The following is a 26,462-nucleotide window of genomic DNA, read 5'->3' on the forward strand; positions in this document are numbered from 1 at the left end:
CTGCTTCTCCTTACCAGGTTTTATCGAGGTCTTGCGCGTAGAAACGCATGGCTTGTTCATAGCGGCGGATGTCTTCGTCGCCGCTGGTCTGAGCGAGCAGTTTCAGCAAGGACTCCACCGCCAGCTTGCTTTTGCCAAGGTTGTATCTGACCATCGCCAGGAAGGTTTGCAGCGCCTTGTCCTCGGGAAAGTGATGCAGTCCTTCCAGCAGGGCCTGCTCGGCCTCGCGGTACTGGCCCAGCGCGCGGTAGCTGCTGCCCAGTCCCAGCCAGGCGCTGGCGGCGTCGTGGCCGCTGAGGCCCAGCTCCAGCGCCTGCAGATAATGCGGGATGGCGGCGGCTTCTTCGCCGCGTCCATCGTGCAGGCTGGCGGCCAGATAATGCAGATCGGCATGCTGCGGTTGCTGGCGCAGCAGCTCCTGAGCCTGTTGCAGCGCTTGCTCCGGCTGGCCGTTGTGCTGCAGTTTGCGGATGTTTTCCAAGGCGATGTGCATAGCGCGTCCTTTTGCTGGTTTTATGACTTGGTCATTCTGCGGCAAAGTCGACCAGTTCGTCACCATCGTTGACTTGTTCCCCTGCGGCGAAATAAAAGTCCTGAACGATGCCGTCGCCAGGGGCGGTGATGGTGTGTTCCATCTTCATCGCTTCCAGGATCAACAGCGGCGAACCCTTGGCCACCTTCTTGCCGATCTCGGCCAATAGCGCCACCACCCGGCCCGGCATCGGCGCCTTAAGGTGGGTTTCGCCGTGCACGCCGGTTTCGGTGTAGGCATAGGGATCGACCAGCTCGACGGTCAGACGTTCGCCGCCGTCGAACAAGGCGCGCTGCGCGCCGTGGCGCACCACGGTGGCCTTGATGCTGATGCCGTCCAGCACGGCTTCCAGCTGCGTGTCCCTCAGGCTGGCGCGGGCGGGGAACGAGGTGCCGCCGACATGGACAATGAAGCCGTCGCCATGGTGCTGCAAGGACGCCTCGTAGTTTTGATCATTCAATAGGAAAGTGAAGCGGCGGGTCAGCGCGCCGTTCAACCTCCAGCCGGCGGGGGCGGGGTAGTCATGCTTGTGGCGCAAGGCTTCGGCCAGCGCCAGCAAGGCCAGCTGTCTGGCGGAAGGCGCGGCGGGCGGCGGCAGCAGCGCGTCGTGGTGGCGCGCGATCAGGCCGGTGTCGACCTGGCCGCTGGCGAAGCTGGGGTGGTTCACGATGCGGCGCAGGAAAGTCACATTGCTGGACAGGCCGACGATCTGGTACTGCGCCAGCGCGGCGTCCATCTGCCTGAGCGCGGCCTCGCGAGTCTCGCCCCAGACGATCAGCTTGGCGATCATCGGATCGTAGAACGGCGAGATGGCATCGCCTTGCTCGACGCCGGTGTCGATGCGCACATGGGCGGACTCTACGGGCGTGGCCAGGTGGACCAGGGTGCCGGTAGACGGCAGGAAGCCTTTGTCGGGGTCTTCGGCGTAGATGCGCGCCTCGATGGCGTGGCCGCGGATGGCCAACTGGTCTTGTTTCAGCGGCAGTTCTCCGCCCGCCGCCACCGTTAGCTGCCAAGCCACTAGGTCTTGGCCGGTGATCATTTCGGTCACCGGGTGCTCCACCTGCAGCCGGGTGTTCATTTCCATGAAGTAGAACTTGCCGGAGTCCACGTCCATGATGAACTCGACGGTGCCGGCGCCGACATAGCCGACCGTGCGCGCGGCGGCCACCGCCGCCTGGCCCATGGCCTCGCGGGTGGCCTGCGGCAGGTGCGGTGCCGGCGCTTCTTCCAATACTTTCTGGTGGCGGCGCTGCACCGAGCAGTCGCGCTCGAACAGGTAGACGCAGCCGCCGTGTTGGTCGGCGAAGACTTGAATTTCCACGTGGCGCGGCCGGGTCAGGTATTTTTCGATCAATACCTTGTCGTCGCCGAAGCTGGCGCTCGCCTCGCGTTGGCAGGAGGCGAGGGCTGCGGCGAAGTCTTCGCTCTTCTCGACAATGCGCATGCCCTTGCCGCCGCCGCCGGCGCTGGCCTTGATCAGCACCGGGTAGCCGATGGCGTCGGCCTGCTGCTGCAGCAGCGCCGGGTCTTGCTCGTCGCCGTGGTAGCCGGGCACCAGCGGCACGCCGGCTTTTTCCATCAGCGCCTTGGCGGCGGACTTGCTGCCCATGGCGGCGATGGCGGAAGCCGGCGGGCCGATGAAGGCGATGCCGGCGGCTTCGCAGGCTGCGGCGAAGTCCTCGTTCTCGGACAAAAAGCCGTAGCCGGGATGCACCGCCTGGGCGCCGCTCTGTTGGGCGATAGCCAGGATCAGGTCGGCGCGCAGATAGGATTCGGCAGCCGGCGCGGGGCCAAGGCGGTAAGCCTCGTCGGCCAGTTTGACGAAGCGGGCGCTGGCGTCGGCGTCCGAGTAGACGGCGACCGTGGCGATGCCCAGGGCCTTGGCGGTCTTGATGACGCGGCAGGCGATTTCGCCGCGGTTGGCGATCAGTATCTTATTGAACATGGCGGTCTCCTGCGGCGAAACCGCCCCGGCGCTGGCGCGCCGGCAGACGATTTTGCTTCGCAGCTGCGCAGCCTTGCGGCTGCTGGTCGCCGCGGTTGGCGACCAGGATTTTATTGAACATGATTTTCAACCTGGTTTTTGCCACGAAAACCACGAAACGACACGGACGATCTGCAGCTGCCTGTGGGACGGGTCGGTGTGCCATTTTTTGTGTTCTTTCGTGGATTTCGTGGCTAAAAGTTCATAGCCAGTTAGGTGGGCGTTTCTCGAAGAACGACGCCAGCCCCTCGCGGGCTTCGTCGCCGGCACGGATGGCGGCGATGCGGCCGGCCGTGCGTTCCAGCAGCTGGTCGTCCCACGGCGAGCCTTCGCGCAGTTCGGCCAGCAGCAGCTTGGCTTCGCGCAGCGCGCCGGGCGCGCCCTTGGCCAGTTCTTCGGCGATTTCGGCCACGCGCGCGTCCAGCAGCTCGTCGCTGACCAGCTCGTGGATCAGGCCCAGCTTCAGCGCGGTGCCGGCGGTGATGCGCTCGGCCGACAGGAAGTAGCGGCGCGCCTGGCGCGGGCCGATGGCGTCGGCGACGTAGGGGCCGATGGTGGCCGGTATCAGACCCAGCCGCACTTCGGTCAGCGCGAACTTGGCTGCATCGGTGGCGATGGCGATGTCGCAGACCGCCGCCAGGCCGGTGCCCCCGGCCATGGCCGCGCCATGGATGCGGGCGATCACCGGCTTGGCGCTGCGGTAGATGGCCTTCAGCATGGCCGCCAGCTTTTGCGCATCGGCCAGGTTTTCGGCCTCGCTGTAGCCGGCGGCGCGGCGCATCCAGTCCAGGTCGGCCCCGGCGCAGAAGCTCTTGCCGCGGCCGGCCAGCACGATCACGCGCACGGCCTCGTCGCGATTCAGCTTGCGTATCGCCTCGGTCAGTTCTGCGATCAGCACTTCGTTCAGCGCATTGTGCAGTTCCGGACGGTTCATCCAGATGGTGGCAACCTTGCCGGTGTGTTCGATTTGCAGCGTGGTGTAGCTCATCGGAAAACCTCATATCGGCCACGAAAACCACGAATGACACGAAAATGGGCCTGACGATTCTGGAGGTTATTTTCGTGTGGTTTTGTGGATTTCGTGGCTACTGTCCTATTACATGCGGAACACGCCGAAGCGGGTGGGTTCGATCGGCGCGGACAGCGCGGCGTCCAGCGCCAGCGCCAGCACGTCGCGGGTCTGGGCCGGGTCGATCACGCCGTCGTCCCACAAGCGGGCGCTGGCGTAGTAGGGGTGGCCCTGCTCTTCGTACTGCTGGCGCACTGGCGCTTTCAGCGCTTCCTCTTGTTCTGGCGTGAAGGCGTCGCCCAGCTGTTCCTTCTTCACCTGGGCCAGCACGCCGGCGGCTTGTTCGCCGCCCATCACCGAGATGCGGCTGTTCGGCCACATCCAAAGGAAACGCGGCGAGTAGGCGCGGCCGCACATGCCGTAGTTGCCGGCGCCGAAGCTGCCGCCTATCAGCACGGTGAACTTGGGCACCTTGGCGCAGGCCACAGCGGTTACCAGCTTGGCGCCGTCCTTGGCGATGCCGCCGTTCTCGTACTTCTTGCCCACCATGAAGCCGGTGATGTTCTGCAGGAAGATCAGCGGGATGCCGCGCTGGCAGCACAGCTCGACGAAGTGCGCGCCCTTGAGTGCGGACTCGGAGAACAAGATGCCGTTATTGGCGAGGATGCCGACGCGGTACCCATTTAAACGGGCGTAGCCCGTTATTAGAGTATTTCCGTAGTTCTGCTTGAATTCGTCGAAGTCCGAATCGTCCACCAGCCGGGCGATAATCTCGCGCACGTCGAACGGCTTTTTCGGATCGGCCGGGATCACGCCGTAGATTTCCTCCGCTGCGTAGCGCGGCGGCTTGGGCTCGGCGCGGTCCAGTTCGCCTTGTTTCTTCCAGTTCAGGTCCGACACGATGCGGCGGGCGATGGCCAGCGCATGGGCGTCGTTTTGGGCCAGGTGATCGGCGACGCCGGAAACTTTGGTATGCACATCGCCGCCGCCCAGTTCTTCGGCGCTGACCACCTCGCCGGTGGCGGCCTTTACCAGCGGCGGGCCGCCCAGAAAGATGGTGCCCTGTTCCTTGACGATGACGGTTTCGTCAGACATCGCCGGCACGTAGGCGCCGCCGGCGGTGCAGCTGCCCATCACTACGGCGATCTGCGGAATGCCGGCGGCGGACAGATTGGCCTGGTTGTAGAAGATGCGGCCGAAGTGTTCCTTGTCCGGGAACACCTCGTCCTGCAGCGGCAGGAAGGCGCCGCCGGAGTCCACCAGGTAGACGCAGGGCAGGCGGTTGTCGCGGGCGATTTCCTGCGCGCGCAGATGCTTCTTCACCGTCATCGGGTAATAGGTGCCGCCCTTGACGGTGGCGTCATTGGCGATGATCAGGCAGTCGACGCCGGAAATGCGGCCGATGCCGGCTATCATGCCCGCGCCGGGCGCGTCGCCGCCGTACATGCCGTAAGCGGCCAGCTGAGACAGCTCCAGAAACGGCGCGCCGGGATCGAGCAACAGGTCGATGCGCTCGCGCGGCAGCAGCTTGCCGCGCGCGGTGTGCTTGGCGCGGGCTTTTTCGCCGCCGCCCAAGGCCGCTTGGGCGACTTTCTGTTTCAGATCGTCGACCAGCGCGCGCATCTTGTCGGCGTTGGCGACGAAGTCCGCGGCGCGCGGCGACAGCTTGGATTCGAGAATGGGCATGTTCTTTTACCTTGTCATTCGGCGTCGACAAACCACACGGCTGCAATCAGGCCATCGGCGTTGACATCGTAGATGGCGACCGCGCGCAGGTGGTTCTCGCCGTCCAGCGTCACGTCCTCGTGGTCGATGACGCGGCAGCCTTGCACGATGCGGTGCAGCAGCGCGGCGTGCAGCCGGGGCAGATGGAAGCGCTTGCTGGCGTAGTGGTCGGCCAGCGCCGCGCGGCCGGAGAGGCTCAGCGTCATGGACGGCAGGCGATAGACCTTGACGTCCTCGGCGTAGCAGGCGGCGAAGGCGGCCAGGTCACGGGCGTTGTAGGCGTCCAGCTGGGCCTGGACGATGCGTTCGGCGGCGTTGTCGGAAGAAAGCACAGGCATTTTTAAACCTCTGTTTTGCCACGAATCCCACGAAAAACACGAAAACGACGCTGTCGATAGATGGAAAGCGGAGGATGCTCGTTTTTCTTTTCGTGTTCTTTGGTGGGTTTCGTGGCTGTTTTATAAGGTTTTATCGGGTCTCAGCCATCAACTCGCGGCCGATGAGCCAGCGGCGGATCTCGCTGGTGCCGGCGCCGATCTCGTACAGTTTGGCGTCGCGCAGCAGGCGGCCGGTGGCGTATTCGTTAATGTAGCCGTTGCCGCCCAGGCACTGGATGGCGTCCAGCGCCAGCTGGGTGGCGTTCTCGGCGGCGTAGAGGATGGCGCCGGCGGCGTCCTTGCGCGTCTGGCGGCCAGTCTCGCCGCGGTCCAGCGCCTGGCCCACGGCGTAGACGTAGGCTCGGCTGGCGGACAGCTTGACGTACATGTCGGCCAGCTTGCCCTGCATCAGCTGGAAGTCGCCTATCGGCTGGCCGAACTGGGTGCGGTCGTTCAGGTAGGGCACCACGATGTCCAGGCTGGCCTGCATGATGCCCAGCGGGCCGGCTGCCAGCACCGAACGCTCGTAGTCCAGGCCGCTCATCAGCACTTTCACGCCATTACCTTCGCCGCCCAGCACGTTTTCGTCCGGCACAAAACAGTTGTCGAAGAAGATGGGGTAGGTGTTGGAGCCGCGCATGCCCAGCTTGTCCAGCTTGCTGCCGTGGCTGAAGCCGCTAAAGCTCTTTTCGATGATGAAGGCGGTGATGCCCTTGGGGCCGGCGTTGACGTCGGTCTTGGCGTAGACCACCAGGGTGTCGGCGTCGCCGCCATTGGTGATCCACATCTTGCTGCCGTTCAGCAGGTAGCCGCCGTCGGTCTTGTCGGCCTTCAGCTTCATGCTGACCACGTCGGAGCCGGCATTTGGTTCGGACATCGCCAGCGCGCCGACATGTTCGCCGGAGACCAGCTTGGGCAGATACTTGGCGCGCTGCGCGTCGTTGCCGTTTTTGTAGATCTGGTTGACGCACAGATTGGAGTGCGCGCCGTAAGACAGGCCCACCGAGGCGCTGGCGCGGCTGATCTCTTCCATCGCGATCATGTGGGCGAGATAGCCCATGTCCACGCCGCCGTACTGCTCGCTTACGGTGATGCCCAAGAGGCCCAGCTCGCCGAACTTTCGCCACAGATCGGCCGGGAACAGATTGTCCTGGTCGATGGCGGCGGCGCGCGGGGCGATTTCGCGCTCGGCGAAGTCGCGCACCGATTCGCGCAGGAGGTCGTAAGTCTCGCCGAAGGCGAAGCGCAGGCTGCTGTACATGGGGTTTCTCCTCGTTTGTGCGTGCGGCGCGGCTGGCGGCGCCTGATGAACACATCATCGCTTACGTTTACGTAAGCGTCAATATGTCGATATGATGGCCGCCGCAAAGGGCGGCCGGGCGCTTATTCGCGGTTGACTACGTGGCGCAGGCAGCGGTCTTCGCTGATCAGCATGTCTTTCATGGGCAGCGGTAGGATGCGCAGCTTGCTGAGCTGCTCGCGGCTGAACCAGTCGAATTCCAGACGCGAGCCGCCGTCTTCGATAAGGAAGGGCGCGGCGCGGTTAGGCAGCGCGGAGTCGGCGGCCAGATAGGTCTGGAAATACAGGCCCAGCTCATGGTTGCGCTTGCCGCCCGTGGTGAAGAAGTTTTCTATCAGCATGACCATCTCGCCGCAATGCATGGTTTCGCCAAGCTCCTCCAGCATTTCCCGTTCCACCGTTTTGGGTGCTTCCTCATCAGGTTCAACGCGGCCGCCGGGCAAGGTCCAGAAGTCGTCGCAGATCAGGCGGTGCAGCAGCACCTTGCCTTCATGCTCGATGATGGCGGCGGCGCGCAGATTGAAACGGGTGCCGGCTATGTCGACGCTGATCATGCGATATCTCCTTGGCATTTTGGGCGGGCGCGCAGCATAGCGCTTTCTCCCGTCATGGACAAGGGCGGGTATCATGGCCGGCTATTGATAGAGAAAGAAACCACCATGACGATCTGGGTAGACGCCGACGCCTGTCCCAAGGTGATACGGGAAGTGCTGTTCCGCGCGGCGCAGCGCACCGGCGTGGAGCTGGTCTTGGTCGCCAACCAGCTGCTGACGGTGCCGAAGGCGCCGAATATCCGCGCGCTGCAAGTGCCCAAGGGCTTCGACGTGGCCGACAACGAAATCGCCCGCCGCATAGAGCCGACGGATCTGCTGATCACCGGCGACATCCCGCTGGCGTCCGAGGCGCTGGCCAAAGGCGCGCAGGCGCTGAACTGGCGCGGGGATGCGTTTTCCAAGGAAACCATCGCCGCGCAGCTGACGATGCGCGACTTCATGGACAATCTGCGCGCCAGCGGCATCCAGACCGAAGGCCCGCCGCCGTTGAGCCAGGCGGATCGCCAGGCCTTTGCCCGGCAGCTGGATATCTGGCTGGCCAAGCGCAAAATTTAAGAAAAGCCTGTTTTTCTCACATGATCAAAAGCGGCGCTTGAAGACACGGCTCAGTTGGCTGGAGCAGGCCATTGTGATCGTCCGGCCAGCCTGGCGGGTAGGCTGGATAGGTGAGCCAAAAGCATAGCGAGTCGCAATCGGGAGCGGGGCTCCAAAGATAGATGCCGCTTTCTCTGAAATAGCAGAGCGGGCTTTCTGCTATGCGGCCGATAATTTCCAGTTGCTGATAAAAATAAGGCGCCGACAGTATTTCCAGCGGCGAAATCTGTTCTTCATACGCGTAGTGGCGGATGCGGCCTTCAATCGAGTCGAACGCTGCGAATTGCAGCTCGGGATCGTGCGATGGCGTGCTTTGCGCCAGCGCTAGCAGCCGTTGCCATTCCGAAGGCGCAAGTTGATTGCTGATGTGCTGTGAGACGCCTTGGATAAAGTCTTCAAAGAAACATTGCAGCCTGGGAATGTGCATTCTGGTCATGTCTGCCTCAATGCGGTGATGAAAGAGGGCGATATGACCATTATACTTTTCTCCCCAATGCCAGCTAGGGGAGAAAATCGCCTTATTTATTTTAAATTCTCATGATACAATCAGCGATTTTTTGACAGGCCTCCATTCGGCAAGCTGAGGCGCGCTGGCATTGATGATCACGCCGATGACGACAATGCATGAGAAGAAGACTTTTTGCATGGTTATTATCTCTCCTAGTACAAAATGGGAAAATAACAAGGCGAAGGCTGGAACCAGCAGGTAGCTGGGGGCGCTCAATATCAATTGATTATTGCTTAGCAGTAGGGTCCACAATCCATATCCCACCAATGTCGTAATGTATCCCTGGAAGGCGATGGCTAGCCAGGCTTGCTTGTCGATCTGTTCAATGGTGTGGATGATGGTCATGCCATTGCTCAAGTTGATCAGCAATAAAAGCAGGGCAGACACCAGGCTGCCCCACGCGACAAAGCTGATCGGGCGTTCGGTGCGGGAAAGCCTTACCGCAAGATTGGCGAAAGTCCAGCTAAAAGCGGAACCTAAGACCAGGGCAATCCCAGCGGTATTGATGCCTCCTTCTTTTATCCTGGAAATAGAGTAAATTCCCGCGGATGCGATCAGGCATCCAATAATATTGAACTTATTCCATTTTTCCTTGAGAACCATTATTCCGCCAATGGCGGTGAAGAGAGAGCCGGCTTGCATGATGACCGACGAGATGCCGGTATCGATGCCGGTTTTCAATCCCTTGAAAAACAGAAAAAGACCCAGAGAAAAAGCCAGGCCATACAGCAAGACATAAGGAAAATCGGCGCGCTTGACGCGCAAGAACAAGCAGGCGGGCAGCGCTGCGAACATGACGCGCAGCATTGCTGTCTCAGCGGGGTCAATTTTGATCCCGCTGATTTTTGCCGCAACGTAATTAAAGCCGAAGATGCTGGTGGACAGCAGGATGATAAGAATCGTTTTACTGTTTTTCATATCACTCCACCAGCAGGTTGTATGTCATGTGGTCTTTGAATATCGCGCGTGATATGACTGACTGGTAGCCCATTTTTCTGGCGGTATCAATCAGGTTTTGTTGGTTCAATGCGCCAAATTTATCTTTTAAAGACTCTATTCTATTTTCAACCGTGCGCGTGGACAGGTCGTAGATGGAGGCGATGCGCTTGACAGGCACGCCACGGAGCAGCAGCGTCAGGACCGATAATTCATTTTCGTTAAGCGGAATTTTGAGTTCCTTGGACTCCAGCAGCTGCGCATAGGAAGCCGCAACTAGTTTTTCCACTTTGAAAGCCGGTTCGATACCCCATAGAATGTCGCTCCAGAAGGTGGTGTCGCAAGTCAAATCCTCGCCAGTGAATAAAATAAGCGGATCTTTGCCGTTGAGCAGGGCGGGGTACTTGCGGAACTTGTAGGCGCGCGGATCGCCGTTGCGATGGGGGTGGATGCTTCCCATGATGATCTTTTTTTTCTGGAGCAGCACCATTTGATCTTGTTCATACATGAGCTGGGACAGAACGGAAATGCCATTGGGCATGTCCCCAGACTTCTTGCCAATGATTTGTTCCCGCGGCAAACCATGGAAGTCTGCATAGCTGGCGTTAACGTACAGGAAATTGTGTTGGAGGTCTTTGGCGCCAGCCATTTGTCCAACGCTTTCCAGTTGATCGATGAAGATCTCCAGCTCCGCAAAACTCTTGAATGAATAGATGGGGTGCATGTTTGTCTCGATTAATATGATTCAGATAAGTACAAATAAATATAATATACATTATACATATCCTAATCGTATGCGAGGCTTATGGGAAGACAGTAAACAAAGCCGATGGAAATGAGGGGACAGTTTCCCTTGCTGGCCAAGGTTCCAAGACCAGGTCTTGCAGGGATGGGGCGTCATCAACGTAAAAAGCCCCCGATGTCGGGGGCTTTGTCGTTGCGGGCGGGAGATCAGGCTTTGCCCAGATGCGGCTCGGCGTGGAAGTTTTCTTCTGCGGCCTTCGCTGCGCCTGGCTGGCGGATGATCAGCGAGAACAACAGGGAGACGATCAGCAGCGCCAGGATCAGGTGGAAGGTGGCGAGGAAGCCGCCGAACAGCGAGGCCACGATGGAGCCGACGATGCTGCCGATGCCGAAGCCCAGGTAGATCACGCCGTAGTTCTTGGTCAGGTTGTTCAGGCCGAAGAAATCGCTGACCAGCGACGGGTACACGGTGATGGTGCCGCCGAAGCTGAAGGCGATGCAGGCGATGGCTGCGAAGAACAGCGTGGCGTTCAGCGGCGCGAACAGCAGGGTCAGCATGCCGGCCAGGGCGGCGATCTGGGCAAGGGTGATGACGCGGATGCGCGGCATCTTGTCGGACAGGATGCCCAGCACCAGGCGGCCGGACAGATTGGCCACGGCGATGACGGCGACGGCATTGGCGGCGGTCAGCGCCGGCAGGTGGACGAAGCTCTCGCCGATGTCCTTGGCCACGCCGATCACATACAGGCCGCTCATGCATACGGTCAGGAACATCATGGCCAGCATCCAGTATTGCGGTTGGCGCATGGATTCGGCCAGGGTGAAGTCGCGGCTGCCCTGGGTTTGCGCGGCAGCTGCTTGCTTGGGCGCGTCTGTCATCAGCAGCGCGCCGGCCAGCACCATGGCCATGGCGATCAGCCCCCACAGCTTGAAAGTGGCTTCCAGGCTGAAGCGGGACAACAGCGCCAGATTGATGAACTTGAAGCCCAGGCTGCCCAGGCCATAGGCGCCGATGGCGCAGGCCGAGATCAGGCCCTTGCGTTCCGGAAACCACTTGACGCAGTTGGACAGCGTCATCAGGTAGCCGGCGCCGTCGGCAAAGCCGACCAGCAGGCCGGCGCACAGATAGAGCATCACCAGATTGCTGGCTTGGGAGGTCAGATAGAAGCCCAGCCCCAGCAGCAAGCCGGCGCCGATGGCGACCTTGCGCACGCCGAAGCGCTCCTGCAGCTTGCCAGCCAGGGAAGAGGCGACAGCCAGGGCCAGGCTCAGCAGGCCGAAGGCGAAAGCCACCTGGCTGACCGGTTCGGAGAGTTTATGCGACAGCTGGGCGTTGAACAGGCTCCAGGTGTAGACGGAGCCCAGGGCGAACTGGGTGAGAACGGTGCCGGCCAGGGTACGGTAGCGGATGGAATTGAGAGAGGCATTCATGGCGCTGCTCGCTTAAAGTCATTACTGTTGGCATGACTATAAGCCTGCGCTTATGGATGCGGCGCAGTCCGGGAATGAAATGCAGACGATGGGGAATGAAATGCAATCGGGGGGGCATCAATCACAATGCGGCTGAATGGGCGATGCTACTGAAGCGTTAAAGTCTTGATACGGAGGGAGGATGGATTTTCAGTTCGAGTTTGACCGCAACGGGGTGGATGGCAGTCGACCGTTGCTTTATTTATGGGATGTGGGCGGCCGTCTTTACATTGGGAAGGCGAGCCGAGGAAGTCAACGACCATTGAAGCATTACGCGCGAAACGTCCGTCGTTTGCTGGCAGGCCAGCCGTATCGTCGAGGCAAGCCGAATGGTTTTAGGAAAGTGCATCTAGCCATGCAGGCTGCCGTATTGCAGTCGCAACGGATCAGGCTGGTGCTATTGAAAAACGTCGAGCTTGCACGAATTAATGAAGAAGAACTGACAGCAACTAAACAGTATGGTTGTGAGTTGAATGAGTAATGGCTGCGGGGTTGTTTGTTGACTCAATGGCCTAGCGCTAGAGATGCATCAACTGCCTGAACGCCTTGATATTGCTGCGGCTGACCGGGATTTCCGCCTTCAGGTCATATAGCTTGATGATGTAGGTGCTGTTCAGCCACGGCGCGATTTCGCGAATCTTGTGGATGTTGACGCAATACGAGCGGTGGCAGCGGAAGAAGCTGTCGGCCGGCAGTCGCGATACGAATTCGCTGATGCTCATCGCCATCACATAGCGGTCGTGCGCGGTATAGACCAGGGTCACTTTTTCGTCCGCCTCGACGTAATAGATGTCGTCGCAGGGCGTGACGATGATGCTGTCGCCTTTGGCCAGGTTGACGGTGCGGCTGACCGGCGCGGATTCGGGGAGGGCGGCGGCGATGTGCGGCGCCGTGGCCGGCGGCGCCTGTTCCAGCGCTTCCAGCTTGGCCAGCAGGCTGATGATGCGCGTCTCGTTATACGGCTTGAGGATGTAGTCGAAGGCTTCCACTTCAAACGCCTCCACCGCGAACTCCTTATAGGCGGTGACGAAGACGATGCGCGGCGGCTTGGACGTTTTGTGCAGGTTCTTGGCCAAGAGCAGGCCGTCGATGGATGGGATGTTGATGTCCAGAAACACCACGTCCACTGCCTGTTCCTGAAGGAACTTGAACGCTTCCAACCCGTCCTCGACGCTGGCGGCGATCTCGATGGCGCTGTGTTCCTGTATCAGATAGGCCAGCTCCTGACGCGCCAGGTATTCGTCTTCCACAATCAGCGCCTTCATGAGGCTTCCTCCAGCGGCAGCTCAAAACTCACTTCGGTGCCCGGTTCCAGCCGGGTAAGCCGCAGGCCCTCGCCATACAGCAGCTTGATGCGCTCGTTGACGTTGGACAGGCCTATGCTGCGGCTTTCCACTTTGCCTCTGGCGATGCCGTCTATCACTTCCTGGCTGATGCCGTAGCCGGTATCGCGTACCGACACGTGGATGCGTTCGTCCCGTTTTTTCACCACGATGCGCACCTCGCCAGGCTCCTTGCGCGGCTGGATGCCGTGCAGGATGGCGTTTTCCACCAGCGGCTGCAGCAGCAGGCTGGGCACGCGCGCATGGACCTCGTCCACGTCGAATACGACGGACAGCTTGCTGCCGAAGCGCGCCTGTTCGATCGCCACGTAGTCTTGCACCTGCTTCAGCTCCTCCTGGATGTCGATCAGGGTATCGCCTAGCGACAGGTTGTAGCGCAGGTAGTCGGCCAGTTTGGCGATCAGCTGCCGCGCCTCGGTCGGCTGGATGCGGATCAGCGACGAGATGGCGTTCAGCGCGTTGAACAGGAAGTGCGGGTTGATCTTGCTTTGCAGCGCGGTGAATTCCGCCTTGCGCGCCATCTCCTGCAACTGCTTGATGCGCGAGGCTTCCATCTGGGTGGAGATCAGTTGCGACAGGCCCACCGCCAGTTCGCGCAGCGAGCCGGTGATGCCGCCGCTCTGGCGGAAGAAAATCTTCAGCGTGCCGGTGACGCGGCCGTTTTCGCGCAGCGGAATGATGATGACAGAGTGGAAGTCCGCCACTCGGTACTGGCGCAGATCGTTCTCGATGATGATCTGATCCGTGCGCACTGCGCGGCGGGTGATTTCGCCGATGGCCGAGTGATCGGCCGGCTCGTAGTAGTCCTTGCCCAGCCCCACATAGGCCAGCACGTCGCGGGTATCGGTGATGGCCACCGCGTCGGCGCCGATGTGGTTGCGGATCACCGTGCACACCTCCACCAGCGCCTCGCGATCCACGTTCTGGAAGTACGGCATGGTGCGGTTGGCGATGGTCAGCGCCAGCTTGGCCTGGCGCGCGGCCAACAGCTCCTTCTCGTCGTCCAGGTCCTGCACCAGCCGGATGATCAGGCCGATGCAGACGGTGCCGGTGATCATCGGATAGGCGATATGGCTGACGATGGCGTGGCCTACTTGCGGCTCGGTGAACCATAGAATCAAGGCCATGGTCAGGCTTTCGCAGGCGACGCCGGCGGCGATGCCGTACAGCCACAGCCGCTTGCGGCCGGCGCGGAAATGAATGAAGGTGGACAGCAGGCCGGCGCAGATGCTGGAAATCAGGCAGGGCAGCGAGGTATAGCCGTGGATGTCTATCAGATAGCGGTGCAGGCCGGAGACAATGCCGGCCGGGATGCCCACCCACGGGCCGAACAGAATGCCGCCGGCCAGGATGGCGATGGTGCGGACATTGACCAGCGAGCCGTCCACCGGAATGCCGGTATAGGTGCTGAACACGGCAAACAGGCAGAACAGCAGCGAGACGCCAGCCAGTTCCGCCGGGCTGTGCTTCTGCTGGCGCAGCAGGTCCTGGAACGGCCGGATGCGGGTGAGGAAGAACAGCGCCATCAGCATCAGCGCGGCGCGTTCAAAAACCGCCAGTAGCAGCATATTGGGATTGTCTATCATTCGGGGCCTGGCCGCGCGCGGCGGCGGGATGGGAGCCAAAATAGTTGACAGTATTTTAAGGCATGGTTGGGCCTGGGTCAGACATTTGCGCGATAAAAGACCGCTGACATGCCGAGGCGTCCTGTCGCTACAGGCGGATTTCCAGCTTGTCCGTTCCTTCTGCCGGGTAGGCGCAGCACAGCAGGATCTCGCCCGGCGCGGTTTGATAGTCCGGCAGCTGCAGATAGGTGGCCTGGCCCGCCAGCAGCGCGGCGCGGCAGCTGCCGCAGGTGCCGCCGCGGCAGCTGAAGTCCGGGTTCAGGCCGCAGGCTTCCGCCAGCTCCAGCAGGCTGCCCAGGCCGGGTTGCCATGCCGCGTCCAGCTCGGCATCGCTGAAGCGGACCGCGACGGCGTGGTCGGCCATCGGCGGCAGGATTGGCTCGGCGCGGCCGATTCTTTGCAGCCCGGCCGGGCCGAAGGCCTCGGCGTGGATGCGGCTGTCTGCCACGCCAGCGTCAATCAGCTGATCATACAGGGCCTGCATGAAGCCGGCTGGGCCGCACAGGTAGAAGTCTCCGGCCAAGTCCGCGCCAAACCGGCGCAATAGCTTGATGTCGACGCGTCCGGCGTGCTGGTAGTCCTGGCCCAGGCGACGGTTTGTTTCCGGCTGGCTTGCCGCCTTGACGATGCGCAGCCTGCCGGGCGCGCGGGCTTGCAAGGTTTCCAGCTCAACGTCGAACGCGCGTTCGGCCACGGTCTTGGTGGCGTAGACGAGCAGCGTGGGCGGCATCGCGGCGGCTTGTTCCGTCAACTGGTGCAGCATGGCCAGCAGCGGCGTGATGCCGATGCCGCCGGCCAGCAGCGTGATGGGCCTTTCCAGGCTGGATAGGGTGAAGTCGCCGCGCGGCGGCAACGCCTCCACGATGTCGCCCGGCGCCAGCTGGTGCAGCCTGGCGGACGCCTTGCCCTGGCGCTTGACGCTGATGCGATAGCCGCCGGTCTGCGAAAGCGTGTAGTTGCGCAAGCGCGCGCCGTCCACGCCCATCACCTTCAGGCTCAGGTGCTGGCCAGGCAGGAAGGGCGGCGGGGGCGAGCCGTCTGCCGGTTCCAGATAGATCGACCGCACGATATTGCTCTCGTCCTCCACATGGCTGACGCGCAGCGGCAGCCATTGCCGGGCGGGGGCGGGCTGCGGCCAGGCGCCGGTGGCCAGGGCGAACGGCGAATATTCGCGCAGCGTCCAGCGCAGCGCCAGGGCGTTGCGGCGGCGGACCACCCGCTCGATCCGGAAAGACCACAGCCGCTCGGCGCCGTGGAAAACGGACGCGGCGTCGCCATCCCGCACCTCGGCGCGGCCGGCCAGCTGCAGCGTGTCGCCGCTGGAGAAGTCGATGAACAAGAGGCCGGCGCGCGGATGGCGCAGCAGATTGCCCAGAGTGTTGAAGTAGCCGTTGCCCGGAAAATCCGGGATGGTCAGCGTGTCGCCGTCGACTCTGACGAAGCCGGGCTTGCCGCCGCGATGCGATACATCGACCTGCCAGCCGGGTTGGCTATCGTCGCCGGGGTAGGCGCTGGCGACGAAGAAGGTGTCGGCGGAGGCGATGGCGGCGCGGGCGTCCTCGTCCAGCTCATCCATCCATTCCACCGTGCCCACGATGCGCGGCCCCGGTTCGCGGGCAAATTCAAACTCGCGCAACTGGATGTACTTGGGGCAGTTGCCGAATGACTGGCGCACCGCCAGCGCGCAACCGGCCTTGTCCAGCGCGATCAGTTGGCCGTTCATGCGGTTGCGGCGGCGCGTGTGCAGTTCGATGCCGAGCAGGCCCACCGCCGCGCCGGGACGCAGGCAATCACGCAGCGGGTCGGCCGGGCTAGGCAGGGCGGCGAGACGCAATTCGCACGGATCGGGCGAATCGACAAAACCGGGCGCGCCCTCCACCACGCCCGCCCACGGCCTGCCGGCATCGTCCAGCGCCGCCAGCACCACGAAAGGGAGCTGGCGGAAGAAGGCGCGATGTTGATCCGGCATGTGGTCGCGGACATTGCGCGGCCCGACCACGGCCATTTGCTCCAGGCTGCCGGCGCGGCGCTGCATTTCCAGTTCGCCGGAATGCCAGGGCTGCGGGTGGGAACGATGCTCGCTCATGGGACGCTCCGTGGGGCGGTCAGTTGTTTTCGGGTTCCAGCGCGGCCAGCAGTTCGGCCAGGCGTTTCTGTAGCGCATCCACGCTGCGCGCCGGCAGCGCGGACAGAATGGCGTGCTCGTTGGCGACATGCGCCTCCACCGCGCGCTCGATCAGCGCGAAGCCCGCGTCGCTGAGTCTGACCAGCGTGCTGCGCGCGTCCTGGCTGCAGGCTTCGCGCACGATCCAGCCCTTGCCTTCCAGGACTTTCAGCCGATGCGTCATGGTGCCGGAGGTGACCATCATCGTCGAGAACAATTCGGTGGGCGCTAGCCGATATGGCGCGCCGGCGCGGCGCAGGGTGGCCAGCATATCGAACTCCCAGGCGCTGAGGCCATATTGCTGGAATACCACATCCAGCCTGTGCTCCAGCAGCGCCGCGCAGCGGCCCAGCCTGCCGATCAGCCCCATGGGGCTGACGTCCAGATCGGGCCGCTCTCTGGCCCATTGTTCCAGAATGCGGTCCACCGCGTCGCCGTTTTCGCTTTTCGTCATATGAAATCTGTCTTGAGTTCAAGATTGATTTGCCTTGAATTCGAGATAAATGTTATCTTGAATTCAAGCTAAATATGCTTCGATTATAAACGCGAACGAAAGGATTGCCCATGACGGCGAAAACAGGAATCGGCCAGTGGCGGGATGTGTTGTTGACCGCGCTCACGCCAGTGATCTGGGGTTCGACTTATATCGTCACCACCGAGCTGCTGCCGCCGGATCGGCCGTTCACCGCGGCCTTGCTGCGCGTGCTGCCGGCCGGACTCTTGCTGGTGATGATGGGCGGCTGGCGTCCGCGGACAGGGGAGTGGGGCAAGCTGCTGATGTTGTCCGCGCTGAATATCGGCGCGTTCCAGGCGCTGTTGTTCGTAGCCGCCTATCGCCTGCCGGGCGGGCTGGCGGCGGTTGTCGGCGCTTGCCAGCCCTTGCTGGTGATGACGCTGGCCTGGCGGCTGGACAGCCGGCGTCCGGCTGCGATGGCGCTGTGGGCCAGCCTGGCCGGCGTGGCCGGCATGGCCTTGCTGCTGCTGTCGCCAAGCTCGCGCTGGGATGGGCTGGGCATGTTGGCGGCCTTTGGCGGCGCGGTGGTGATGGCTTGCGGCACCTATCTGACGCGGCGCTGGAAACTGTCGGCGCCGGTCACCGCGCTGACCGGCTGGCAGCTGTCGCTGGGTGGACTGATGCTGTTGCCTCTGGCCCTGGCCATCGATCCGCCTCTGCCGCGTCTGGGTTGGGTGCAATTTGCCGGCTATGGCTATCTGACCCTGTTTGGCGCGCTGCTGGCCTATCTTTTGTGGTTCCGCGGCATTGCGCGGCTGTCGCCGGTGGCGGTGTCGTCGCTGGGCCTGCTCAGCCCAATGACGGCCGTGGTGTTGGGCTGGGCCTTGCTGGGCCAGTCGCTTTCCGCGCAGTCCCTGCTGGGCATGGCGGTGGTGTTGGGCAGCGTGCTGGCGGTGCAACGCAGCATGATAGCGCCGCCTGCTCCCAAAGAGGACGTCGCCGTTCGCGTCAATTGATCCGCGCCATCAGCAGCGCGTCGCCAAAGCGGCCGTCGATGTGGATGGCGTCGCGCAAATGGCCTTCCTGCTGGAAGCCATGGCGGCGGTACAGCTGAATCGCGCGGCGGTTGTCGGCGTGCACCGTCAGCTCCACGCGATGAAAGCCGCGTTTGGCGGCGAGCGCCAGTGTTTGCTCCAGCAGCCAACCGCCCAGGCCCAGACCGCGATGCGCCGGCAGCATGCCCATGCCTAAGGTGCCGCGGTGGCGGTGAATGGGCCACTCGTGGGGTGAAACATCGCACCAGCCCACCACCTGATCGCCGTACAGCAGCAACAGGTGCGGGGCATTCGCCGCCAGTTGCCGCGCCACATATTGCGCCGACAGCGGCTGCGAAATTTCCAGAAACGATAGGTAGCGGCGTTCGCGCGCCACGCTGTCGGTCACGCGCCAGAAGTCTTCAGCCCGATCGGCGGTCAGCGCTTGCAGCGAGTAAGGCGTGGTATAGGGGCTGGGCATGCGGCATCTCCAATGCAGATTTGTTTATTTTGTCTGCTTTGAAATGACGATGCAATTTTATTGAAGTCAGGCGACCGCGCCGTCGCTGGCGATCACCTTGCGGCAGTGCGCTTCCAGCGTGCCGATTTCGTCCAATACGGCGTCGATGTCGCGTCGCTGCTCTTCCAGTTGGCGGCGGCGCGCCAGCAGCAGGTCCAGCAGTTTTTGCGACTGGCTGGCCTCGTCGCGCGCCAGCTGGTACATGTCTATGATCTCGCGGATCTCGGCCAAGGACAGGCCGATGCGCTTGCCGCGCAGGATCAGCTTGAGCCGGGCGCGGTCGCGCCGGGTGAACAGGCGCTGGCGGCCATCGCGTTGCGGCTCGATCAGGCCTTGTTCTTCGTAGAAACGTATGGTGCGCAGCGTGACATCGAATTCGCGCGCCAGGTCGGAGATGGTGAAAAATTCGGCTTGGTTCATAAAGTCTTCCTTGAGGCGGCGATTGTAGCGTTTTTCCCAACGCCGCAGCGCAAAGCTTGATTTACGTTTACGTAATCGTCAATCTGTCATTCGCAAACGACTTCAACGGGAGTGCTTGATGCCGCAGTTCAGCTATGCCAACGGCGCTGCCGCGCAGCCGCTGCTGGGACAGACCATAGGACGTTTTTTCGACGAGGCCTGCCAACGCCATGGCGACAGATTGGCGCTGCGCGTGCGGCATCAAGATATCCGCTGGAGCTATGCCGAACTGAAGCGACAGGTGGACAGCCTGGCCTGCGGGCTGCGCCGTTTGGGGCTGCAGCCTGGCGAACGGGTGGGCATCTGGTCGCAGAACCGGGCCGAATGGGTACTGATGCAATTCGCCGCCGCCAAGGCGGGGCTGGTGCTGGTCAACATCAATCCCGGCTATCGCCGCGCCGAACTGGAATATGCTCTGAACAAGGTGCAGTGCCGCGCGCTGGTGTTGTCGCCCAGCTTCAAGAGCAGCGATTACGTCGCCATGATCCGTGATCTGGCGCCGGAGCTGGACCACTGCCAGCCCGGCGAACTGAGCGCGGCTAGGCTGCCGGATCTGCGTTGGGTGGTGCGGATGGGGCAGCAGGCATTGCCCGGCATGCTGGCTTTTTCCCAGTTGCTGGCCGCGCCGTCGGAGCAAGAACTGGCCGAATTGCGGGCTTTGGGCGATACGCTGCAGTTCGACGAGGCGGTGAATATCCAGTTCACGTCCGGCACCACCGGCTACCCCAAGGGCGCGACGCTGTCTCACCACAATATCCTGAACAACGCCTGGTTCGTCGGCGCGGCGATGAAACTGCGGCCGGAGGACAGGCTGTGCATTCCGGTGCCGCTTTATCATTGCTTCGGCATGGTGATGGGCAGCCTGTGCTGCGTCTGCCACGGCGCGGCCATGGTGTTCCCGGGCGAGGGCTTTGATGCCGAGGCGGTGCTGGAGACGGTGGAGCAGGAGCGCTGCACCGCCTTGCATGGCGTGCCGACCATGTTCATTTCCCTGCTCGATCATCCGCGCTTCGGCGAATTCGACCTGACCAGCCTGCGCACCGGCATCATGGCGGGCAGCCCGTGCCCGGTGGAGGTGATGCGCCGGGTGATAGAGCGGATGCACATGGCCGAGGTGACCATTTGCTACGGCATGACGGAAACCAGTCCGGTCAGCCTGCAGAGTGCCACCGACACGCCGCTGGCGCAGCGCGTCAGCACGGTGGGCTGCGCTCATCCGCATGTCGAGGTGAAGATCGTTGATGCCGAAGGCCGCATCGTGCCGCGCGGCGTCAGCGGCGAGCTGTGCGTGCGCGGCTATTCGGTGATGCTGGGTTATTGGGGCGACGAGGAGATGACGCGCGCCGCCATCGATGCCGCCGGCTGGATGCATAGCGGCGATTTGGCCGCGATGAACGAGGATGGCTCGGTCAATATCGTGGGCCGGGTCAAGGACATGGTGATCCGCGGCGGCGAGAACGTCTATCCGCGCGAGATAGAGGAGTTCCTGTACCGCCATCCCAAGATCCAGGAGGTGCAGGTGATAGGCGTGCCGGATGTCCGCTATGGCGAGGAGCTATGCGCCTGGATCCGCCTGCGCGATGGCGAGCAGGCCAGCGCCGAGGAGATTCGCGCTTTTTGCCAGGGGCAGATCGCGCATTACAAGATTCCGCGTTACATCGAGTTTGTGGACAGCTTCCCGATGACGGTCACCGGCAAGATACAGAAGTACTTGATGCGGCGGCAGATGCTGGAGAAGCTGGGGCTGGCGGATGTGAAAACCGCATGATATCGGACAAGCGATGACAGCAAAATGCGCCGCCAGGGCCACGCTTTTGGCTTACAATGCCGCCAAACCGATTCACCTTGAGGAATGACACCATGACCGTGACCGAATTCAACGATGCAGACCTGACCCGTCTTGAAACGCTGCTGACGCCGTTGTCCGCCAGCGGCAGCACCATGCGCCCGGACGAAGTGCAGGGCTTCTTCGCCGCGCTGGCCAGCGGTCCGGACAAGGTGGACGCCGCGTTCTGGCTGCCGGAAGTGCTGGGCGACGCGCCGGCCTTTGAAAACGCGGCGGACGAAACCGAACTGAAGGCCCTGCTGCAGAAGCTGTTCGACAGCATCCGCGACACGCTGGCCGAAGGCGACGAGCTGGACATGATCCTGTACGCCGAAGAAGGCAGCGAGGAAGAAGGCGAGCCGGACTACTGGCCGTGGGCCAACGCCTACCTGTACGCGCTGGATCTGGTCGACACCGACTGGTTCGAAGTGGCGGAAGAGGACGAAGGCTTTGAGAGCCTGATGATGCCGATGCTGGTGCTGGGCGGCGCCTTTGAGGACGAGGACGGCGGCGAAGACCTGCTGACTTTCACCGATGAGGAAGTCGAAGGCTACAAGGAAGAACTGACCGACGCCCTGGTGGCCGTGTTCGGCTACTGGCGCGCCAAGGAACAGGCGCCGACCACCGTTCGCCGCGAAGGCGACAAAGTGGGCCGCAACGACCTGTGCCCGTGCGGCAGCGGCAAGAAGTACAAGGCCTGCTGCGGCGCCAACTAAACCTGATCGGTTGGCTAGGTTCAGAAAGCGGACGCGAGTCCGCTTTCAGGCTGCTTGCCCAGGGGCATGGATGCGACTCTAGAGGACCCGGCAAAGCCGGGCCTCTCCGTATAAGTGTTTGCTTCCGCAGCCTGTCCTTTTGAGTCCCCATCCCCCCGCCCTTGCCCTGCAAGGGAGCCTCGCTTCGCGAGATGGCGTGGAAAGCGGACGCGAGTCCGCTTTTTTCATGGGCCTGGCCTGGGTGGTGATATGCTTGATGGGTTGTATGTCGCGCCGTCCGGGAGCCAGCCATGACCACCGCCATTCGCTTCGATCACCATAACGCCACCCGCATCTGCTTTGGCGCCGGCCGTTTGTCCGCGCTGGGCGGCCTGCTGCCGGAACACGCGCGCATCCTGCTGCTGTATGGCGGCGGTTCGATCAAGCGCAACGGCATCTATGAGCAGTTATGCCAGACGCTGGCCGGCCATGACTGGAACGAGTTTGGCGGCGTGACGCCGAACCCGGCGGTGGAGGTGCTGAACGACGCGTTGACGCAAATCCGCGCGACGCGGCGCGATTTCATTCTGGCGGTGGGCGGCGGTTCGGTGATAGACGGCGCCAAATATCTGGCCGCGGCCGCGCATTACGATGGCGATAGCTGGGATCTGGTCAGCAGCAAGGCGCCAGTGGCGGCGGCGCTGCCGATGGGCGTGGTGCTGACACTGGCGGCCACGGGCTCGGAGGCCAACGGCACGGCCGTGATTTCGCGCTTGTCCAGCCAGGACAAGCTGACTTTCCGCTCGCCGCTGCTGCAACCGCGCTTCGCGGTGCTGGATCCGGACACGCTGGGCACGCTGCCGGATCGGCAGCTGGCCAATGGCGTAGTGGATGCCTTCGTCCATGCCAGCGAGCAATACCTGACGTACCCGGTAGGCGCCTTGGTGCAGGATGGCTGCGCCGAGGCCGTATTGCGCGCCCTGCGCCAACTGGCGCAGCGTTTCGATGAGCGGCATGCGCTGGACTGGCGGCAGAACATGATGTGGGCGGCCAATCAGGCCCTGTCCGGCAGCATTGGCCTGGGTGTGCCGCAGGATTGGGCCACACATCGCATCGGCCGCGTGCTCACCGCCTTGTACGGCATAGACCACGGTCGCACGCTGTCCATCGTGCAACCCGCGCTGCTGCGCGAGGCGGTGGCGGAAAAGGCCGCCAAACTGCGTCAGATGGGCGAGCGGGTGTTCGACGCGCCCGGCTCGGTGCCGGAGCAGGTGATCGAGCGCATGGTTCAGCTCTATCGCCAGCTGGACATGCCGGTGACGCTGGCCGATGCCGGCGTGGCTGATGCCGATGCCGCCAATCAGGTGATGGATTTGCTGCGCCGCGATGGCGCGATACGGTTGGGCGAAAACGGCATCCTGGATGAGGGGCGCGTGGCGCGCATCGTGCGCGCGTTTTGCGCTTAGCGCCGCTAACACATCCCCTGATCCTGCGTAGCGCCTCAATGCCATGCTATTTGCACTGGCGGGGTTATTCTTGTCCGCGCGGCGCATCGCCGCAATCAAATTTGTTTCAAATCAAGAGAGGCCCGACTGCTGCGGCGTGACAAACGATAAGCCTGTAAATTAGCAATGGTTAATTTACATTAAGGATCAGGTCATGGAACTGCTGCTTGGCCTTATCGTCACCATTTTGGTAGGACGCTATATTTTCAAGGGTTATTCCGCCACTGGGGTCTTGCTGGTCGGCGGTCTGTTTCTGTTGCTGGTTTCCGTGTTGCTGGGGCATAACATTCTGCCCAAGAATGTGGCGAGCACGGGTCATCCTTTTGCCGACATTCCGGAATACGTCAAGTCGTTGCTCAGCAATCGCGCTGCCGATCTGGGCCTGATGGTGATGGCCCTGTGCGGCTTTGCCAGTTACACCACGCATATCGGCGCCAACGACATGGTGGTCAAGCTGGCGTCGCGTCCCCTGAGCAAGATCCGTTCGCCGTATGTGCTGATGGTGGCGGCGTATTTTGTCGCCTGCGTGCTGTCGCTGGCGGTGTCCTCGGCCACCGGCCTGGGCGTGTTGCTGATGGCCACGCTGTTTCCCTTGATGGTGAATATGGGCATCAGCCGCGGCGCCGCAGCGGCGATTTGCGCCTCGCCGGCGGCGGTGATCCTGTCGCCCACTTCCGGCGATGTGGTGATCGCGGCCCAGGCTTCGCAGATGCCTTTGATCGATTTTGCCTTCAAGACCACGCTGCCCATCTCCATCGCGGCCATCCTGTGCATGGGTGTCACGCATTTCTTCTGGCAACGCTATCTGGACCGCAAGGCCGGCGTGGAGCTGAGCCGCCAGGATGTGAAGGAGATCCAGACCCAGGCGCCGGCGTTTTATGCGCTGCTGCCGTTCACTCCCATCGTCGGCGTGCTGGTGTTCAACGGCAAGATCGCGCCGGAGCTGCACATCGTTACCATCCTGATCATCTGCATTCTGCTGACGTCTTGCCTCGAATTCATCCGCTATCGCCATGCCAAACCGGTATTCGCCGGCCTGGACACGGTCTACAAGGGCATGGGCGACGCGTTCACCAGCGTGGTCATGCTGATCGTCGCTGCCGGCGTGTTTGCGCAGGGGCTGTCCACGCTGGGTTTCATCAGTCAGCTGATCGCGTTGGCGCAGTCATTCGGCTCCGGCGCGGTGGTGCTGATGCTGGTATTGGTGGCGATCACCACTATCGCCGCGCTGACCACCGGTTCCGGCAATGCGCCGTTCTACGCTTTTGTCGAGCTGATTCCCAAACTGGCGGCGCAGTCCGGCATCAATCCGGCCTTTCTGGCCATCCCCATGCTGCAGGCGTCCAATCTGGGGCGCACGGTGTCGCCGGTGTCCGGCGTGGTGGTGGCCTGCTCCGGCATGAGCCAGGTGTCGCCGTTCGAGATCGTCAAGCGCACTTCGTTGCCGATAGTGGTGGGGCTGGCGGTGGTGATCGCCGGCACTTGCGTGCTGGTGCCGGCCTGATGGCTAGGGGCTGTTGACGTTTGGTGGGTGGATCGCGTTTGCGCCGATTTGGGCCGGAAGCAAGGCGCACAGTCCGCCGCATAGTCATTCTATGCAAGGGCTGGGAAACGTGGCTTCCGGCCCAAAGCGGCCAAACCCGCAGGGCCGGGCGCCTTTCGCGCCGACTCTTCGTTGTTCCGCGCTGGCAGAGAATGACTATGCGGCGCGCGAAACGCCTCGATTCGTCGCAAAATGCATCCCGGCGCGACCGCTCACCAAACGTCAACAGCCCCTAGGGTTCAGGCTATGCCGAATCGCTCATCCAGCAGCTTGCTGGTCAACTGATGCAAGCCTTGCAACTGGGCTTGGGTGGCAGGGGGCAGGGCATTCAATTGGATCAGCACCTGGCAGGTTTCCTGCAAGCCGCGGTCCAATCCCTGGCGCGCCAGCGGCGCGAAGGCGAGGCCGGCTTCGCGGGCGGAGAACTGCGGATGGCGCTGACAGTAGCGCTCGAACAGCATGGCGATGCCCAGCAGCAGATGCTGGCTGTGGCTGGTGCCGGGCAAATCCCCCTCCGGCCGCGGCCCCGGGTCGTGATCGAGTCCAGCCAGATGCGCCACTTGATCCATTGTCGCGCTGTACAGCAACTCTGCGGCCTGATGGCCGTGGCTCAAGCCGATGTCGGCGCTATCGTCCTGTTCTGGCTGTTGTTCGCCATGGCCGCCGGCGCGCCATTCCACGCTGCCGACGCGGTTGCCCTGGCGCGGATGCACCGGGCTGATCGGAGAGATGATGATATCGTCGTCGATGGCCATGGCAGGGACTCCGCCGCTTCAGCCGATCAGCTGCCGCTGCTCTGGCCGGAAGCGGCTTGCGTTTTGCTGCTGTCCTGATATTGCGACAGGAAATTATTAAAGCCTTGCTCTACCAGGTTGTAGGTTTTCTGAGCGTTGGCCGAGACATCGCCGTTGAATACGTTCAGGTTTTTCAGGATATCCGTGGCTTCCTGATAACCCTGCTCAAAACCCTGGCGCACAAGTTTGATGAAGCTCTGCGCCTGATCGGTCGTGTTCTGGTCCGGATGCTGCTGCTGATACAGGCCAAACAAACCCAGCGCGCCGTCGAGGATGCGTTTGGATGTGGCGTCCGGCGAAGTGTCTTCGTCGCTGGCGCTATTGCTGTCGCCGCTGCTGTCCTGTTGCTGGATCGAAATGCTCAGCTGCGTGCTGCTGACCTGGAGACTGGCGCTGCCTTGGTTTCCGCTCTGGTTGTTGCCATTGGCGAAGTCGGCGTTCAGAACCTGGTTGATGTTGGTGATGGAGGCCTTGAACAGCAGAGATTGCGACTGTTTTCCGCTGCTGATGGATACGCTGAGCGATTCCACCAGCAGCTGATTCAGTTGGTTGCGTGCGGTCTGGGCGCTGTAGGCGCTGTTTTGCGTTTGCGACGCGCCGCCGGCTTGGCCGGTTTGGCTGGGCTGGTTGTTGTTCAATGACGAGATTGACATCACGGACTCCTGTCGGCGCATGGTTGCCGCTTGGCGCACGCTGAGGGTGGAGGGGAATAACTTTAGTATGACTTTATTTCGGCCGCGGAATGGAAAACTTGTGGCTTGGCGG

27 protein-coding genes are annotated in these 26,462 nt (G+C 62.2%); 7 read left to right on the plus strand and 20 right to left on the minus strand.

Going from position 1 to position 26,462, the window contains the following annotated elements:
• Positions 1–10 precede the first annotated feature (10 nt).
• From C2134_RS09025 to C2134_RS09055, 8 genes are all read right to left on the minus strand, one after another.
• On the minus strand, positions 11–493 hold the full coding sequence (locus C2134_RS09025; RefSeq protein ID WP_103319367.1) for a tetratricopeptide repeat protein: 483 nt from the start codon (positions 491–493) through the stop codon (positions 11–13).
• A gap of 31 nt (positions 494–524) precedes the next feature.
• A complete protein-coding gene (locus C2134_RS09030) occupies positions 525–2,480 on the minus strand; it encodes an acetyl/propionyl/methylcrotonyl-CoA carboxylase subunit alpha (protein ID WP_103319369.1) in 1,956 nt (651 codons plus the stop codon).
• On the minus strand, positions 2,470–2,610 hold the full coding sequence (locus C2134_RS21515; RefSeq protein WP_158248732.1) for a hypothetical protein: 141 nt from the start codon (positions 2,608–2,610) through the stop codon (positions 2,470–2,472). The genes C2134_RS09030 and C2134_RS21515 overlap by 11 nt, the downstream gene beginning before the upstream one ends.
• A gap of 111 nt (positions 2,611–2,721) precedes the next feature.
• Positions 2,722–3,507, minus strand: a complete 786-nt coding sequence (locus tag C2134_RS09035) for an enoyl-CoA hydratase/isomerase family protein (RefSeq protein WP_103319371.1) — start codon at positions 3,505–3,507, stop codon at positions 2,722–2,724.
• A gap of 108 nt (positions 3,508–3,615) precedes the next feature.
• Complete coding sequence (locus C2134_RS09040; protein ID WP_103319373.1) at positions 3,616–5,214, minus strand: carboxyl transferase domain-containing protein; 1,599 nt, start codon at positions 5,212–5,214, stop codon at positions 3,616–3,618.
• Between the two features lie 14 nt (positions 5,215–5,228).
• Positions 5,229–5,591 (minus strand): nuclear transport factor 2 family protein, encoded by a 363-nt coding sequence (locus C2134_RS09045; protein ID WP_103319375.1) that lies wholly within the window; start codon positions 5,589–5,591, stop codon positions 5,229–5,231.
• Between the two features lie 130 nt (positions 5,592–5,721).
• Positions 5,722–6,891 carry an isovaleryl-CoA dehydrogenase gene (locus C2134_RS09050; RefSeq protein ID WP_103319377.1) on the minus strand — a complete coding sequence of 390 codons (1,170 nt, stop codon included), beginning with the start codon at positions 6,889–6,891 and terminating at the stop codon, positions 5,722–5,724.
• A 122-nt stretch (positions 6,892–7,013) separates the two neighbouring features.
• On the minus strand, positions 7,014–7,484 hold the full coding sequence (locus tag C2134_RS09055) for an NUDIX hydrolase (RefSeq protein WP_158248733.1): 471 nt from the start codon (positions 7,482–7,484) through the stop codon (positions 7,014–7,016).
• Between the two features lie 105 nt (positions 7,485–7,589).
• On the opposite strand from C2134_RS09055, the gene C2134_RS09060 reads away from it, so the two are divergent.
• Positions 7,590–8,039: a YaiI/YqxD family protein gene (locus tag C2134_RS09060; protein ID WP_103319460.1), complete on the plus strand. Its 450-nt coding sequence runs from the start codon at positions 7,590–7,592 to the stop codon at positions 8,037–8,039.
• Positions 8,040–8,055: 16 nt separating this feature from the next.
• Here the strand turns inward: C2134_RS09060 and C2134_RS09065 are convergent, their stop codons facing one another.
• From C2134_RS09065 to C2134_RS09080, 4 genes are all read right to left on the minus strand, one after another.
• On the minus strand, positions 8,056–8,514 hold the full coding sequence (locus C2134_RS09065) for a hypothetical protein (protein WP_146042117.1): 459 nt from the start codon (positions 8,512–8,514) through the stop codon (positions 8,056–8,058).
• 99 nt (positions 8,515–8,613) lie between these two features.
• Positions 8,614–9,504 (minus strand): DMT family transporter, encoded by an 891-nt coding sequence (locus tag C2134_RS09070; protein ID WP_103319383.1) that lies wholly within the window; start codon positions 9,502–9,504, stop codon positions 8,614–8,616.
• A gap of 1 nt (position 9,505) precedes the next feature.
• On the minus strand, positions 9,506–10,246 hold the full coding sequence (locus C2134_RS09075) for a helix-turn-helix transcriptional regulator (protein WP_103319385.1): 741 nt from the start codon (positions 10,244–10,246) through the stop codon (positions 9,506–9,508).
• 227 nt (positions 10,247–10,473) lie between these two features.
• Positions 10,474–11,697, minus strand: a complete 1,224-nt coding sequence (locus C2134_RS09080; RefSeq protein ID WP_103319387.1) for an L-lactate MFS transporter — start codon at positions 11,695–11,697, stop codon at positions 10,474–10,476.
• A 181-nt stretch (positions 11,698–11,878) separates the two neighbouring features.
• Between C2134_RS09080 and C2134_RS21180 the strand changes: the two genes are divergently transcribed.
• A complete protein-coding gene (locus C2134_RS21180) occupies positions 11,879–12,217 on the plus strand; it encodes a hypothetical protein (RefSeq protein ID WP_146042118.1) in 339 nt (112 codons plus the stop codon).
• A gap of 37 nt (positions 12,218–12,254) precedes the next feature.
• Here C2134_RS21180 and C2134_RS09085 read toward each other — a convergent pair whose 3' ends face one another.
• The 4 genes from C2134_RS09085 to C2134_RS09100 all read right to left on the minus strand — a co-directional run bounded on the left by C2134_RS09085 (position 12,255) and on the right by C2134_RS09100 (position 17,322).
• A complete protein-coding gene (locus tag C2134_RS09085; RefSeq protein ID WP_103319389.1) occupies positions 12,255–13,001 on the minus strand; it encodes a LytR/AlgR family response regulator transcription factor in 747 nt (248 codons plus the stop codon).
• Complete coding sequence (locus C2134_RS09090) at positions 12,998–14,665, minus strand: sensor histidine kinase (RefSeq protein ID WP_103319391.1); 1,668 nt, start codon at positions 14,663–14,665, stop codon at positions 12,998–13,000. Before C2134_RS09090 ends, C2134_RS09085 begins: the two co-directional genes overlap by 4 nt.
• Positions 14,666–14,792: 127 nt before the next feature.
• Positions 14,793–16,790: a pyridoxamine 5'-phosphate oxidase family protein gene (locus C2134_RS09095; protein WP_103319393.1), complete on the minus strand. Its 1,998-nt coding sequence runs from the start codon at positions 16,788–16,790 to the stop codon at positions 14,793–14,795.
• A 19-nt stretch (positions 16,791–16,809) separates the two neighbouring features.
• On the minus strand, positions 16,810–17,322 hold the full coding sequence (locus C2134_RS09100; RefSeq protein WP_103319394.1) for a MarR family winged helix-turn-helix transcriptional regulator: 513 nt from the start codon (positions 17,320–17,322) through the stop codon (positions 16,810–16,812).
• A 110-nt stretch (positions 17,323–17,432) separates the two neighbouring features.
• Between C2134_RS09100 and C2134_RS09105 the strand changes: the two genes are divergently transcribed.
• On the plus strand, positions 17,433–18,338 hold the full coding sequence (locus tag C2134_RS09105; RefSeq protein ID WP_103319396.1) for an EamA family transporter: 906 nt from the start codon (positions 17,433–17,435) through the stop codon (positions 18,336–18,338).
• On the opposite strand, the gene C2134_RS09110 is transcribed toward C2134_RS09105, so the two are convergent.
• Positions 18,331–18,837 carry a GNAT family N-acetyltransferase gene (locus tag C2134_RS09110; RefSeq protein ID WP_103319399.1) on the minus strand — a complete coding sequence of 169 codons (507 nt, stop codon included), beginning with the start codon at positions 18,835–18,837 and terminating at the stop codon, positions 18,331–18,333. The genes C2134_RS09105 and C2134_RS09110 overlap by 8 nt on opposite strands.
• 66 nt (positions 18,838–18,903) lie before the next feature.
• Entirely contained in the window at positions 18,904–19,296 is a 393-nt protein-coding gene (locus tag C2134_RS09115) for a MerR family transcriptional regulator (RefSeq protein ID WP_103319401.1), read from the minus strand.
• Between the two features lie 118 nt (positions 19,297–19,414).
• Here C2134_RS09115 and C2134_RS09120 point away from each other — a divergent pair, with 118 nt between their 5' ends.
• The 4 genes from C2134_RS09120 (at position 19,415) to dcuC (ending at position 24,864) form a co-directional block, all read left to right on the plus strand.
• Entirely contained in the window at positions 19,415–21,103 is a 1,689-nt protein-coding gene (locus C2134_RS09120; RefSeq protein ID WP_103319403.1) for an AMP-binding protein, read from the plus strand.
• 92 nt (positions 21,104–21,195) lie between these two features.
• Positions 21,196–21,876 (plus strand): YecA family protein, encoded by a 681-nt coding sequence (locus tag C2134_RS09125; protein WP_103319405.1) that lies wholly within the window; start codon positions 21,196–21,198, stop codon positions 21,874–21,876.
• Positions 21,877–22,166: 290 nt separating this feature from the next.
• Positions 22,167–23,321, plus strand: a complete 1,155-nt coding sequence (locus tag C2134_RS09130; protein WP_103319408.1) for an iron-containing alcohol dehydrogenase — start codon at positions 22,167–22,169, stop codon at positions 23,319–23,321.
• A 193-nt stretch (positions 23,322–23,514) separates the two neighbouring features.
• Positions 23,515–24,864 (plus strand): anaerobic C4-dicarboxylate transporter DcuC, encoded by a 1,350-nt coding sequence (gene dcuC, locus C2134_RS09135; RefSeq protein ID WP_103319410.1) that lies wholly within the window; start codon positions 23,515–23,517, stop codon positions 24,862–24,864.
• A gap of 278 nt (positions 24,865–25,142) precedes the next feature.
• Here the strand turns inward: dcuC and C2134_RS09140 are convergent, their stop codons facing one another.
• Both C2134_RS09140 and C2134_RS09145 read right to left on the minus strand, forming a co-directional pair.
• Positions 25,143–25,658: a DUF5610 domain-containing protein gene (locus C2134_RS09140; protein ID WP_103319412.1), complete on the minus strand. Its 516-nt coding sequence runs from the start codon at positions 25,656–25,658 to the stop codon at positions 25,143–25,145.
• A 26-nt stretch (positions 25,659–25,684) separates the two neighbouring features.
• Complete coding sequence (locus C2134_RS09145) at positions 25,685–26,350, minus strand: DUF5610 domain-containing protein (RefSeq protein WP_146042119.1); 666 nt, start codon at positions 26,348–26,350, stop codon at positions 25,685–25,687.
• Positions 26,351–26,462: the final 112 nt, after the last annotated feature.

Origin of the sequence: Chromobacterium sinusclupearum (assembly GCF_002902845.1) — a bacterium.
Lineage (GTDB): Bacteria > Pseudomonadota > Gammaproteobacteria > Burkholderiales > Chromobacteriaceae > Chromobacterium > Chromobacterium sinusclupearum.

Coding starts and splice junctions, on each gene's coding strand:
- dcuC (WP_103319410.1), top strand. CDS start 23,515: ATGGAACTGCTGCTTGGCCTTATCGTCACCATTTTGGTAGGACGCTAT.
- C2134_RS09080 (WP_103319387.1), bottom strand. CDS start 11,697: ATGAATGCCTCTCTCAATTCCATCCGCTACCGTACCCTGGCCGGCACC.
- C2134_RS09075 (WP_103319385.1), bottom strand. CDS start 10,246: ATGCACCCCATCTATTCATTCAAGAGTTTTGCGGAGCTGGAGATCTTC.
- C2134_RS09025 (WP_103319367.1), bottom strand. CDS start 493: ATGCACATCGCCTTGGAAAACATCCGCAAACTGCAGCACAACGGCCAG.
- C2134_RS09040 (WP_103319373.1), bottom strand. CDS start 5,214: ATGCCCATTCTCGAATCCAAGCTGTCGCCGCGCGCCGCGGACTTCGTC.
- C2134_RS09095 (WP_103319393.1), bottom strand. CDS start 16,790: ATGAGCGAGCATCGTTCCCACCCGCAGCCCTGGCATTCCGGCGAACTG.
- C2134_RS09145 (WP_146042119.1), bottom strand. CDS start 26,350: ATGTCAATCTCGTCATTGAACAACAACCAGCCCAGCCAAACCGGCCAA.
- C2134_RS09050 (WP_103319377.1), bottom strand. CDS start 6,891: ATGTACAGCAGCCTGCGCTTCGCCTTCGGCGAGACTTACGACCTCCTG.
- C2134_RS09065 (WP_146042117.1), bottom strand. CDS start 8,514: ATGACCAGAATGCACATTCCCAGGCTGCAATGTTTCTTTGAAGACTTT.
- C2134_RS09030 (WP_103319369.1), bottom strand. CDS start 2,480: ATGTTCAATAAGATACTGATCGCCAACCGCGGCGAAATCGCCTGCCGC.
- C2134_RS09090 (WP_103319391.1), bottom strand. CDS start 14,665: ATGATAGACAATCCCAATATGCTGCTACTGGCGGTTTTTGAACGCGCC.
- C2134_RS09060 (WP_103319460.1), top strand. CDS start 7,590: ATGACGATCTGGGTAGACGCCGACGCCTGTCCCAAGGTGATACGGGAA.
- C2134_RS09130 (WP_103319408.1), top strand. CDS start 22,167: ATGACCACCGCCATTCGCTTCGATCACCATAACGCCACCCGCATCTGC.
- C2134_RS09105 (WP_103319396.1), top strand. CDS start 17,433: ATGACGGCGAAAACAGGAATCGGCCAGTGGCGGGATGTGTTGTTGACC.
- C2134_RS09125 (WP_103319405.1), top strand. CDS start 21,196: ATGACCGTGACCGAATTCAACGATGCAGACCTGACCCGTCTTGAAACG.
- C2134_RS09100 (WP_103319394.1), bottom strand. CDS start 17,322: ATGACGAAAAGCGAAAACGGCGACGCGGTGGACCGCATTCTGGAACAA.
- C2134_RS21180 (WP_146042118.1), top strand. CDS start 11,879: ATGGATTTTCAGTTCGAGTTTGACCGCAACGGGGTGGATGGCAGTCGA.
- C2134_RS09110 (WP_103319399.1), bottom strand. CDS start 18,837: ATGCCCAGCCCCTATACCACGCCTTACTCGCTGCAAGCGCTGACCGCC.
- C2134_RS09035 (WP_103319371.1), bottom strand. CDS start 3,507: ATGAGCTACACCACGCTGCAAATCGAACACACCGGCAAGGTTGCCACC.
- C2134_RS09120 (WP_103319403.1), top strand. CDS start 19,415: ATGCCGCAGTTCAGCTATGCCAACGGCGCTGCCGCGCAGCCGCTGCTG.
- C2134_RS09070 (WP_103319383.1), bottom strand. CDS start 9,504: ATGAAAAACAGTAAAACGATTCTTATCATCCTGCTGTCCACCAGCATC.
- C2134_RS09085 (WP_103319389.1), bottom strand. CDS start 13,001: ATGAAGGCGCTGATTGTGGAAGACGAATACCTGGCGCGTCAGGAGCTG.
- C2134_RS09045 (WP_103319375.1), bottom strand. CDS start 5,591: ATGCCTGTGCTTTCTTCCGACAACGCCGCCGAACGCATCGTCCAGGCC.
- C2134_RS09115 (WP_103319401.1), bottom strand. CDS start 19,296: ATGAACCAAGCCGAATTTTTCACCATCTCCGACCTGGCGCGCGAATTC.
- C2134_RS09140 (WP_103319412.1), bottom strand. CDS start 25,658: ATGGCCATCGACGACGATATCATCATCTCTCCGATCAGCCCGGTGCAT.
- C2134_RS09055 (WP_158248733.1), bottom strand. CDS start 7,484: ATGATCAGCGTCGACATAGCCGGCACCCGTTTCAATCTGCGCGCCGCC.